General features: G+C 69.4%; 11 protein-coding genes. 6 read left to right on the top strand and 5 right to left on the bottom strand.

Going from position 1 to position 11,189, the window contains the following annotated elements; translation table 11 throughout:
- Positions 1-21 precede the first annotated feature (21 nt).
- Positions 22-1,404 carry a tRNA uridine-5-carboxymethylaminomethyl(34) synthesis GTPase MnmE gene (gene mnmE, locus NVS83_RS08940; protein ID WP_258738998.1) on the bottom strand — a complete coding sequence of 461 codons (1,383 nt, stop codon included), beginning with the start codon at positions 1,402-1,404 and terminating at the stop codon, positions 22-24.
- A gap of 90 nt (positions 1,405-1,494) precedes the next feature.
- On the opposite strand from mnmE, the gene NVS83_RS08935 reads away from it, so the two are divergent.
- Positions 1,495-3,528 carry a thioredoxin domain-containing protein gene (locus tag NVS83_RS08935; RefSeq protein ID WP_258738997.1) on the top strand — a complete coding sequence of 678 codons (2,034 nt, stop codon included), beginning with the start codon at positions 1,495-1,497 and terminating at the stop codon, positions 3,526-3,528.
- 216 nt (positions 3,529-3,744) lie between these two features.
- Here the strand turns inward: NVS83_RS08935 and NVS83_RS08930 are convergent, their stop codons facing one another.
- From NVS83_RS08930 to hemE, 4 genes are all read right to left on the bottom strand, one after another.
- Entirely contained in the window at positions 3,745-4,158 is a 414-nt protein-coding gene (locus NVS83_RS08930) for a hypothetical protein (RefSeq protein ID WP_258738996.1), read from the bottom strand.
- A 40-nt stretch (positions 4,159-4,198) separates the two neighbouring features.
- The gene (gene rho / locus NVS83_RS08925; protein ID WP_258732177.1) at positions 4,199-5,464 is read right to left on the bottom strand and encodes a transcription termination factor Rho; all 1,266 of its coding nucleotides are present in this window, start codon (positions 5,462-5,464) and stop codon (positions 4,199-4,201) included.
- 242 nt (positions 5,465-5,706) lie between these two features.
- Positions 5,707-6,132: a protoporphyrinogen oxidase HemJ gene (gene hemJ / locus NVS83_RS08920; RefSeq protein ID WP_258732176.1), complete on the bottom strand. Its 426-nt coding sequence runs from the start codon at positions 6,130-6,132 to the stop codon at positions 5,707-5,709.
- An 18-nt stretch (positions 6,133-6,150) separates the two neighbouring features.
- Positions 6,151-7,203 (bottom strand): uroporphyrinogen decarboxylase, encoded by a 1,053-nt coding sequence (gene hemE / locus NVS83_RS08915; RefSeq protein ID WP_258738995.1) that lies wholly within the window; start codon positions 7,201-7,203, stop codon positions 6,151-6,153.
- 328 nt (positions 7,204-7,531) lie between these two features.
- On the opposite strand from hemE, the gene NVS83_RS08910 reads away from it, so the two are divergent.
- From NVS83_RS08910 to dnaQ, 5 genes are read left to right on the top strand one after another with little or no spacing between them, the layout of a single operon-like run.
- Positions 7,532-8,365 carry a pyruvate, water dikinase regulatory protein gene (locus tag NVS83_RS08910; RefSeq protein ID WP_258739128.1) on the top strand — a complete coding sequence of 278 codons (834 nt, stop codon included), beginning with the start codon at positions 7,532-7,534 and terminating at the stop codon, positions 8,363-8,365.
- 2 nt (positions 8,366-8,367) lie between these two features.
- Positions 8,368-8,994, top strand: a complete 627-nt coding sequence (locus NVS83_RS08905; RefSeq protein ID WP_258738994.1) for a Maf family protein — start codon at positions 8,368-8,370, stop codon at positions 8,992-8,994.
- Positions 8,991-9,836, top strand: coding sequence for a shikimate dehydrogenase (locus tag NVS83_RS08900; RefSeq protein ID WP_258738993.1), 846 nt, complete (start codon positions 8,991-8,993; stop codon positions 9,834-9,836). The genes NVS83_RS08905 and NVS83_RS08900 overlap by 4 nt, the downstream gene beginning before the upstream one ends.
- Positions 9,833-10,456 (top strand): dephospho-CoA kinase, encoded by a 624-nt coding sequence (gene coaE / locus NVS83_RS08895; RefSeq protein WP_258738992.1) that lies wholly within the window; start codon positions 9,833-9,835, stop codon positions 10,454-10,456. The genes NVS83_RS08900 and coaE overlap by 4 nt, the downstream gene beginning before the upstream one ends.
- Entirely contained in the window at positions 10,449-11,147 is a 699-nt protein-coding gene (gene dnaQ, locus NVS83_RS08890; protein WP_258738991.1) for a DNA polymerase III subunit epsilon, read from the top strand. Before coaE ends, dnaQ begins: the two co-directional genes overlap by 8 nt.
- The last annotated feature ends 42 nt before the right edge of the window (positions 11,148-11,189 follow it).

The raw sequence follows: 11,189 nt of genomic DNA, 5'->3' as shown, positions 1-11,189 counted from the left end.
GTTTCACGTGAAACCGGCCGCCTATTTGCCGATGCAGAACTCGCGGAACACCACGTCCAGCAGGTCCTCAGTGTCGATGGCACCGGTGATCCGCCCGAGCGCGCGGCCGGCGAGACGCAGCTCCTCGGCAAGAAGCTCGTCGCTCAGTTCGTCCCAACCGGCCAGCGCGACCGACAGATGGCCGGCCGCCTCCTGCGCATTCGCCCGATGCCGCTCGCGGATCAGCGCGGGGTGCTCGCCCCCTCCCGCCCGCGCGGCGACGGCTTCCGCCAACGCGGCGGTCAGCGCGTCCAGCCCCTCGCCCTCGCGGGCGGAGATCGCGAAGTCGCGTGTCGCCCAATCGGGGCGCGCGAAGGCAGCCGCGCCGGCGTCGACCTTGTTGGCAAGCAGCCAGAGTTCCGCCTGCGAATCGATGTCCGGTCGCGTCTGCGGCGGCGGCTCCGTGGCGACGTCGTGAACCCAGAGCACGAGATCCGCCCCTTCGATGCGGGCGAGGGCGCGGCGAATTCCTTCCGCCTCCACCGCCCCCTCCGCCGTCCGCAGCCCGGCCGTGTCGATCAGCGTCGCCTTGTGCCCGCCGAGATCGAGCGCGACTTCCAGCACGTCGCGGGTGGTCCCCGGCTCGTCGGAGACGATGGCGATGTCGCGCGCGGCGAGTGCGTTGATCAGCGAGGACTTGCCGGCATTCACCCGGCCAGCAATGGCGATGGTCGCACCGTCGCGCAGCAGCGCCCCGCGCCGATCCTTCAGCGCCGCCTCGAGCTCGGCGCGCAGCAGCTCCGCCTCCGGCCGGGCGAGAGCGCGCGCCTCGGCCGGCACGTCGTCCTCGTCGGCGAAGTCGATGCCCGCCTCGATCAGCGCCATGGCGCGGATCAGCCGCTCGCGCCAGCGCGCCACCTGCTCGCCGAGATGGCCGAAGGCATGGGCGAAGGCGAGCCGGCGCTGCGCCTCGGTCTCGGCCGAGAGCAGGTCCGCTAGACCTTCCGCCTCGGCGAGGTCCATCCGCCCGTTCAGAAAGGCGCGGCGGGTGAACTCGCCCCGCTCGGCCGGCACGATGCCGGGTACGGCGATCAGCGCGTCGAGCGCCGCCGCCACCACGGCGCGCCCGCCATGCACCTGGAACTCGGCCATGTCCTCGCCGGTCACGCTGCGCGGTCCCGGCAGCCAGAGCACCAGCGCGCGGTCGATCTCGGCCCCGCTCGCGGGATGGCGCAGCGTGGCGAGCGTCGCCCGGCGCGGCTCGGGCAGGCGCCGCGCGAGCGCCCTCACCGCCGCACCCGCCTGAGGGCCAGAGACGCGGATCACAGCTACCGCCGCCGTGCCGCTGCCGGACGAGACGGCGGCAATGGTCGAGCCGCCGCGCCCGCTCGGCCCGCCCTCATTAACCCGACGCGCGTCCTTCATCGGTCTTCCTTTTTACGTGACCCGTCCCGCACGACGCCCTATCTCGCTAGCATCACCGTTCCGCCGACCCGTCAGAAGCCGGAGAGAGTCTTGCCCAACCGCCTCCAGCACGCCGCCAGCCCCTACCTGCTCCAGCACAAGGACAACCCGGTCGACTGGTGGCAATGGCAGCCCGACGCGTTCGAGGAGGCCCGCCGCAGCGGCCGGCCGATCCTGCTCTCCGTCGGCTACGCGGCCTGCCACTGGTGCCACGTCATGGCCCATGAGAGCTTCGAGGACGAGGCGACCGCCGCGGTGATGAACGAGCTGTTCGTGAACATCAAGGTCGATCGCGAGGAGCGGCCCGACGTCGACCAGATCTACATGTCGGCACTGCAGCAGCTCGGCGTCCAGGGCGGCTGGCCGATGACCATGTTCCTCGACGCCGAGGGCGCGCCATTCTGGGGCGGCACCTATTTTCCCAAGGAAGCCCGCTACGGCCAGCCCGCCTTCACCGACGTGCTGCAGACCATGGCCGGCGCTTATCGCAGCGGCGACCCGCGCATCGCCTCCAACCGGGAGGCGCTGCTCGAGCGCCTGCGCACCAAGGCGCAGCCGGAGGGGCGCGTCACGGTCGGCCCGAACGAGCTCGACGACGTCGCCGGCCGCATCCTCGGCATCATGGACACCGCCCATGGCGGGCTGCAGGGCGCGCCGAAATTCCCCAACACGCCGTTCCTCGAGCTGCTCTGGCGCGCCCATGAGCGCACCGGGCGGCAGCGCTTCCGCGACGCCGCTCTGCATGCGCTGGACGGCATGAGCGAGGGCGGCATCTACGATCACATCGGCGGCGGCTATGCCCGCTACTCGGTCGACGAGCGCTGGCTGGTGCCGCATTTCGAGAAGATGCTCTACGACAATGCGCAGATCCTCGAACTGCTCGGCCTCGCCTATAGCGAGACGCTGGCCGACCTGTTCCGCGCCCGCGCCGAGGAAACCGTCGCCTGGCTGAAGCGCGAGATGCTGACCGAAAGCGGTGCCTTCGCCGCCAGCCTCGACGCCGATTCGGAAGGCCATGAGGGGCGCTACTATGTCTGGACGCTGCGGCAAATCCTCGACGCGCTCGGCGCCGAGGATGCCGAGTTCTTCGCCCGGCACTACGACATCACCCCCTTCGGCAACTGGGAGGGGGTGTCGATCCCCAACCGGCTGAAGGAGACCGAACGCTCCGGCGCCGACGAGATGCGCCTCGCCATGCTGCGCGACAAGCTGCTGGCGGTGCGTGCCGCGCGCGTGCCGCCGGGGCGCGACGACAAGGTGCTCGCCGACTGGAACGGGCTGATGATCGCCGCCCTTGCCGGCGCCGCGCCGCGCTTCGGGCGCCCGGAATGGACCGGGATGGCGGCGCGCGCCTTCCGTTTCATCGCCGAATCGATGACCCGGAACGGCAGGCTCGGCCATAGCTGGCGCGCCGGCAAGCTGGTCTATCCCGGCCTTTCCAGCGATTACGCGGCGATGATCGGCGCCGGCCTCGCCCTCCACCAGGCGACCGGGGAGGCCTTCTATCTCGAGCAGGCGATCGCCTGGCAGAGGGCGCTGGAGACCCATCACGCGGCCGAGGACGGCGGCTACTACCTCACCGCCGACGACGCCGAGGGTCTCATCCTCCGCCCGGAGGCGACGGCGGACGACGCCATCACCAACCCGAACGCGCTGATCGCCCGCAACCTCGTCACGCTTGCCACGCTCACGGGTGAGGAAGCCTGGCGCGCGCGAGCCGACCGCCTGTTCGACGGGCTGCTGCCGCGCGCGGCGGCCAATCTCTACAGCCATGCCGGCCTGCTCAACGCGCTCGACGCGCGGGTACGGGCGACCGAGATCGTCATCACCGGCCCCGCCGACGACCCGGCCGCCGATGCGCTGCTCGACGCGGCGCGGCGCCTGCCGCGGGCCGGTCTCGTCATCCAGCGCGTCGGCGATCCCGCTGCCCTGCCGGATACCCATCCGGCCCGCGCCAAGGCGATGGCGGCCGAGGGCGCTGCCGCCTTCATATGCAGCGGCGCGGTCTGCTCGCTGCCCGTTACGGAAGCGAATCGATTGGCCGAGGAGGTCACACGGACCGATGCCGGCGCCCCCGCCGGCTGAAGATCTGTGCGCTCGCCCGAGGCGCTCAATGTGGATTGCCCTGTGGATAAATCGGCGATCTCGCGGCCGCATGGCACGGATCGGCCCAGAAATGACCACTGACGGCAAAGGACTTCCCGCCGTATCGTTCCTCGGAACGACAGCGGAATGCGCGTCAGCGCTCAATTGTGGGGACAACCGTTTCGCGTACGAATCGAGTTTTGACTCGCGGAAGTTTCAGCGCCGCCAGATGTCGCGGGAGAGCTTGGCCTTGTCCTGCTCGCGGCGGCTGAACATGAGGTTCGCGAACATCAGCGGCAGCACGAGCGTGAGCGCGCTCGTGAGGTCCGCCTGCATCATGTAGGAGAGTCCGAGCTCCTCGCGCACCGCCGGCCCGATCACCGGGTCGACCAGGTCCGCCACCAGCGAGGAGTCGAACAGCGCCACCGGCACCCAGAGCGCCAGCGGCAGCCACCAGCGCCGGCAGGCCATCACCCAGCTCAGCGCCGCGACACCGACCACGAGAAGCCAGAGCACGGCGGAAGGCGGCTCGCGCTCGGCGACGCCCGCGAAGGCGGGAGCGGCGGGCACCAGCCACGCCGCGCCCACCAGGGCGACCGATCGCACTATGCCTGCCGCAGCGGCCGTCATGCCCGCCTCCCGGCTCTCCCTGGCTTCCCGATTCCCGACGTCAGGTGTTCATCGAGTCGAAGAAGTCCGAATTGGTCTTGGTCTGCCGCAATTTGTCGAGCAGGAACTCGATCGCGTCAACCGTGCCCATCGGATTGAGGATTCGCCGCAGCACGTACATTTTCTTGAGCACGTCGGAAGGAACCAGCAGTTCTTCCTTGCGCGTGCCCGAGCGGGTGATGTCGATCGCCGGGAAGACGCGCTTGTCGGACACCTTGCGGTCGAGGATGACCTCGGAATTGCCGGTGCCCTTGAACTCCTCGAAGATCACCTCGTCCATGCGCGAGCCGGTCTCGATCAGCGCGGTGGCGATGATGGTCAGCGAGCCGCCTTCCTCGATGTTGCGCGCCGCGCCGAAGAAGCGCTTGGGGCGCTGCAGGGCGTTGGCGTCGACACCGCCGGTCAGCACCTTGCCCGAGGACGGCACCACCGTGTTGTAGGCGCGCCCGAGGCGGGTGATCGAATCGAGCAGGATCACCACGTCGCGCTTGTGCTCGACGAGACGCTTGGCCTTCTCGATCACCATCTCGGCGACCTGCACGTGGCGCGCGGCCGGCTCGTCGAAGGTGGAGGAGACCACCTCGCCCTTCACCGAGCGCTGCATGTCGGTCACTTCCTCCGGCCGCTCGTCGATGAGCAGCACGATGAGGTAGCACTCGGGATGGTTGGTGGTGATCGACTGGGCGATGTTCTGGAGCAGAACCGTCTTACCCGTGCGCGGCGGCGCGACGATGAGGCCGCGCTGGCCCTTGCCGATCGGCGCCACGATGTCGATGATCCGCGCCGAGAAGTCCTTGCGCGTGGGATCCTCGATCTCGAGCTTCAGCCGCTCGTCGGGATAGAGCGGGGTGAGGTTGTCGAAGTTGATCTTGTGCCGGATCTTGTCCGGGTCTTCGAAATTGATCGTGTTGACCTTGAGCAGTGCGAAGTAGCGCTCGCCGTCCTTCGGGCTGCGGATCTGCCCCTCGACGGTGTCGCCGGTGCGCAGGCCGAAACGGCGGATCTGCGAGGGCGAGACATAGATGTCGTCGGGACCCGGCAAATAGTTGGCGTCCGGCGAGCGCAGGAAGCCGAAGCCGTCGGAGAGGATCTCGACGACGCCTTCGCCGATGATGTCGGTCTCGCGCGCGGCAAGCTGCTTGAGGATGGCGAACATCAGCTCCTGCTTGCGCAGCGTGCTGGCGTTCTCGACCTCGAGTTCCTCGGCGAAAACGAGCAGTTCAGCCGGATTCTTGGACTTGAGGTCCTGGAGCTTCATTTCCCCCATGGGAAAGGGCCTCGGATGTTGGATTGCCCGGAAAGGCCAGATGAAAGCCGCCGGGAAAGAAGGATAAGGGAAGCGCTGGTCTGCGGACGTGGCCGAAGGGATCCGGCCCCCTGTCCGACACCCCGACCGACATCGCGAGACGATGGCGGTTTCAGCGGAGCGTCAGCCAGCTTCGTGGAAGAGTGGGCACCATAGGCAAAGCCGCGATCCTCCGCAACCCGCCTCGCCGCGCTTTCAGCACCTCAAAACGGTTTTACGATGACCAGTATGACGATGGCGATCATCAAAAGCGTCGGCACCTCGTTCATGATCCTGAAGAACCGCGCCGGTCGGGTGTTCCGGTCGGCCGCGAAGTCGCGCACCCAGCGGGCCTGGAATTCCTGCGCCACGCTCAGCGCGATCACCAGCGCCAGCTTGGCGTGGAACCAGCCCGAGGTGAGCCAGCCGCCCTCCCAGGCGAGATAGGCGCCCGCCATCCAGGCGACCGCCATGGCCGGGCGGGCGATGGCGTTGAGCAGGCGTCGCTCCATTACCTTGAAGGTCTCGGACTGGGGCGAGCCCACAGGCGCGTCGCAGTGATAGACCATCAGCCGCGGCAGGTAGAGCAGCGCCGCCATCCAGGAGATGATGGCGACGACGTGCAGGGCCTTGATCCATTCATACGCCATCGCCCGCTCCCGATTTCCTCAGCCGCGCACCAGGGCGATCATCTTCTCGACATGAGCGATCGGCGTCTCCGGGCGGATGCCGTGGCCGAGATTGAAGATGTGCGCCGCGCCGCGGAAATCCTGCATCAGCGCGCCGACCGCCTCTTCCAGCGCCGTCCTGCCGGCGATCAGCGCCAGCGGGTCGAGATTGCCCTGCAGCGCGCATTTGGCGCCCAGCGCGTAGCGCACGCCGCGCCGGTCCGCGGTCCAGTCGAGCCCGACGCAATTGACGCCGGTCCGCGCCACGAGCTCGGTGAGCCCCGCCAGCGTCGCCCCTTTCGGGAAGGCGATGATGCGCGCATCCGGGATCTCGGCCCGCACCAACGCGACGATCCGCCGGATCGGCTCGATGCTCCAGCGCCGGAACGCTTCCGGGTCGAGCACGCCGGCCCAGCTGTCGAAGATCTGCACCGCGTCCGCCCCCGCCCGGAGCTGGCCGACGAGATAGCGCGCGGAAGCTTCGACCAGCCGGTCGATCAGCGCCTCGAAGAAGGCGGGGTCGGTCAGCGAGGCGAGCCGCGCCGGTGCCTGGTCGGGCGTGCCGCGCCCGGCGACCATGTAGGTCGCGACCGTCCACGGCGCCCCGCAGAAGCCGAGCAGCGCGGTCTCGCGCGGCAGCTTCGCGCGGATGCCGGACACCGCTTCCAGCACCCGGTCGACCTTGTCCGCATCCGGGTCGCCGCGCAGAGCCTTCAGGGCGGCGAGATCGGGCACCGGGCTCAGCCGTGGTCCCTCGCCGGCCTCGAAGGTCAAGTCGCAGCCCAAGGCATGGGGAACGACGAGGATGTCCGAGAACAGGATCGCCGCGTCGAAGCCAAAGCGACGGATCGGCTGCAGCGTCACCTCGACGGCGAAGTCGGGCGTGTAGCAGAGGGTAAGGAAGTCGCCGGCCCTGGCGCGCAGCTCGCGATATTCGGGCAGGTAGCGCCCGGCCTGGCGCATCATCCAGATCGGCGTGCGATCGGGCACATGCCCGTCGAGTGCCTGGAGCAGGATCGGCTGCCCATCCCCTCTGTCCGCCGGCGCCTTCATACTTATTTAATCTCTTTGAATGAAGAGTCGTCTGTGTTTAGGACAGGGCATTAGACGGGTTCCGGGCTCATCACAACCGGCCCCCAGCCCCGCCCACGGCGCGGCCTTCGGCGCGTTCCGAAAAGGGCTGGAATTACCGCCGCTTGCGCGGGCGCGACAGTTTATCCACGCTGTTCGCGCGGAGGTCCGGATTCCACGCACAGCACGTTGAACTGTGGAAGGGCGGCCCCGCTTTCCCCAGACCGGACTTGCTAACGCGCGCCGGGCGTGTCTTGTTCCCGCTCCATGCACAGCCCTGTGGACAAGCGCCGTGATCGACGACGCTGAGATTCCGGAAAGCTATTTCCACCTTCATCTCGTGTCGGATTCGACCGGCGAGACGCTGCTGAGCGTCGGCCGGGCGGCCTCGGCGCAGTACAATGTGAAGGCGATCGAGCACATCTACCCGCTGGTGCGCACGCACAAGCAGCTCGACAAGGTGATCGGCGATCTCGAGGAATATCCCGGCATCGTGCTCTACACGTTGACCGAGCCCGATCTGCGCAACCGGCTGAAATCCTTCTGCCTGGAGAACGGCATTCCCGTGCTCTCCGTGCTGGCGCCGGTGGTGCGGCTGTTCCAGGCCTATCTCGGCGGCGACCCGACCCCGCGGGTCGGGGGTCAGCACCAGCTCGACGGCGAGTATTTCCGCCGCATCGACGCCATGAACTACACGGTGATGCACGATGACGGGCAGCACACCAGCGGGCTCGACGCCGCCGACGTGGTGCTGCTTGGCATCTCCCGCTCGTCCAAGACCCCGACCAGCATCTATCTCGCCAATCGCGGCATCAAGACCGCCAACATCCCGCTGGTGCCGAACATCCCGGTGCCGCCGGGCCTCGACGAATTGCGGCGCCCGCTGGTCGTCGGGCTGGTGGCGAGCCCCGAGCGCGTCGTCGAGATCCGCCGCAACCGCCTGCTCGGGCTGAACGCCGCCCAGCCCAACGACGCCTATACCGACCGCGACGCTGTCGCCGAGGAGGTGGCGTTCTCGCGCCGCCTGTGCGCGCGCCATGGCTGGCCGGTGATCGACGTCACCCGCCGCTCGATCGAGGAGACCGCGGCCGCCATCATCGCGCTGCTGCAGGAGCACCGGCGCAAGCTCTCCGAGGCGCGCTAGCGATGGCGTCCGCGACCCATCCGCTTTGGCGCGGAACGACTCCGCTTGTGCTCGCCTCAAAGAGCGCCGCCCGCCGTGCGCTGCTGGAGGCGGCCCAACTGCCGGTCGAGACGCTCGCCGTCGATGTCGAGGAGCGTGCGCTGGAGGCGGAGGCGGTCCTGCGCGGTGCCGCTCCCGCCGAGGTCGCCGCGGTTCTGGCCCGAGCCAAGGCGCTGGCAGGCAGCGCGCTTTGCCCTGGCCAACTGGTGATCGGCGCCGACCAGACGCTGGCGCTGGGCGAGGAAGCCTTCCACAAGCCGGCCGACCGCGCGGGCGCGCGGGACCAGATCGCCCGCCTCGCCGGCCATACCCATGCGCTCCATTCCGCCATCGCGCTTGCTCGGGACGGCGTGGTGCTGTTCGAGACCGTCGAGACCGCGCGCCTCACGATGCGCCCGCTCGACGCGAACACGCTCGACGCCTATCTCGATGCAGCCGGCGAGGCGGTGACCTCGAGCGTCGGCGGCTACCAGCTCGAAAATCTCGGCATCCACCTGTTCGAGCGCATCGAGGGCGACCATGCGGTGATCCTCGGCCTGCCGCTGCTGGCGCTGCTCGCCTTCCTGCGCCGGCATGGAGACCTGACATGACCCGCCGCGCCGCCGTCATCGGCCATCCGGTCGCCCATTCGCGCTCGCCGCTGATCCACGGCTACTGGCTGAAATCGCACGGCATCGACGGCAGTTACGGGCTTTTCGACGTCGCGCCGGCCGACATCGACCGCTTTCTCGGCGACTTCGCCGCCAGCGGCCTCGTCGGTGCCAATGTGACGGTGCCGCACAAGGAGGCGGCCTTCCGTGCCGCGCGCGAGCTCGACCCGGTGGCGGTAGCGCTCGGCGCGGTGAACACGCTGTGGCTGGAGGACGGGCGCCTGTGCGGCGCCAATACCGACGTCCACGGCTTCCTCGCCAATCTCGACGCCGCCGAGCCGGACTGGACCCGCGCGCTCGGCGAAGCCGTGGTGCTGGGCGCCGGCGGGGCGGCGCGCGGCATCATCCACGGCCTGCTCAGCCGCGGCCTCGACCGGGTGGTGGTGGCGAACCGCACCTTCGCCCGCGCCGAGGCGATGCGCGCCCATTTCGGCCCACGCGTGCTGCCGGTCGAATGGCGCGACATGCCGGCCACGCTCGCCGGCTGCCAGCTCCTGGTGAACACCACCTCGCTCGGCATGAAGGGCCAGCCGCCGCTCGACATCGACCTGTCGGCGCTGTCGCCGGACGCGCTCGTCACCGACATCGTCTATGTGCCTCTGGTGACGCCGCTTCTCGCCGCCGCGCGGGCGCAGGGCCTCGCCACGGTGGACGGGCTCGGCATGCTGCTGCATCAGGCGGTGCCGGGCTTCGAGCGCTGGTTCGGCGTGCGCCCGCAGGTCACGTCCGAGCTGCGCGAGCTGGTGCTCGCCGACCTCGCCGCCAAGGGCCAGCTCGCATGAGCGGCGCGCGTCCCCTCCGGCTTGGCCTGACCGGCTCGATCGGCATGGGCAAGTCGACCACCGCCGCGATCTTTCGTGAATTCGGCGTGCCGGTGCACGACGCCGACGCGGCGGTCCACGCCATCTATGGCGCGGAAGGCGTCGGCCCGGTGGAGGCGGCCTTTCCCGGCGTTTCCATGGGCGGGCGGATCGACCGCACCCTGCTCGGCGCCCGGGTGCTGCACGACAAGGTGGCGATGGCGAAGCTGGAAGCGATCGTCCATCCGCTGGTGCACGCCCGCGAGGCCGCCTTTCTCGAACGCGCCGCGGCGGCAGGGGAGCCGGTGGTCGTGCTCGACATCCCGCTGCTGTTCGAGACCGGCGCCGAGGGCCGGGTCGACGCCACGCTGGTCGTCACCGCACCGGAAACGGTGCAGCGCGCCCGCGTTCTCGCCCGTCCGGGCATGACCGAGGCGAAGTTCCAGGCGATCCTGTCGCGGCAGGTGCCTGATTCGGAAAAGCGCGCGCGGGCGGACTACCTCATCGACACCGGCCACGGGCTGCAGCATGCCCGCGAGCAGGTGGAAAAGCTGATCGCGGCGCTTCGCCAGCGCGCTAAAGGGGAGGCCGGCCATGCGTGAGATCGTGCTCGACACCGAAACCACCGGCCTCAACCCGCTCACCGGCGACCGGCTGGTGGAGATCGGCTGCGTCGAGATCTACAACCGCATCCCGACCGGCCAGAACTATCACGTCTACATCAATCCCGAGCGCGACATGCCGGCCGAGGCTTTCGCCGTGCACGGGCTGTCGAGCGAGTTCCTCGCCGACAAGCCGCTCTTTGCGGCGGTGGCGGAAGAGTTCCTCGCCTTCATCGGCAATGACCCGCTGGTGATCCACAACGCCGCCTTCGACATCGGCTTCCTCAATGCCGAGCTGGCGCGGCTCGGCCGTCCGGCGATCGTGTTCGACCGCGTGGTGGACACGCTGAGCCTGGCGCGGCGGCGCCATCCGGGCGGCTCGAACCGCCTCGACGACCTGATGACGCGCTACGGCATCGACGGCTCACGCCGCACCAAGCACGGGGCGCTGCTCGATTCCGAATTGCTGGCGGAGGTCTATGCCGAGCTGTGCGGCGGCAAGCAGACCGCGCTGAGCCTCACCATCGAGGAACGCACGGTCGTCGTCGCCGATGGCGGGCCGGCGGCGCCGCTGCAGCGCCCGCGCCCGCTGCCCCCGCGGGTGCATGCCGAGGAGCTCGCCGCGCATGAGGCGTTCGTCGCCACGCTGGGCGAGGGCGCGCTCTGGAACGGCTACGTGGCGGAGAAGTGAACCGCCCGGCGGCCTCCGTGTGAGAAGCGCCGCCGGCCGGGA

This window comes from Ancylobacter mangrovi, from assembly GCF_024752335.1.
GTDB classification, from domain to species: Bacteria; Pseudomonadota; Alphaproteobacteria; order Rhizobiales; family Xanthobacteraceae; genus Ancylobacter; species Ancylobacter mangrovi.
The sequence above is the reverse complement of the archived record's forward strand: the minus strand, read 5'-3'. Positions and strand labels throughout refer to the sequence as shown.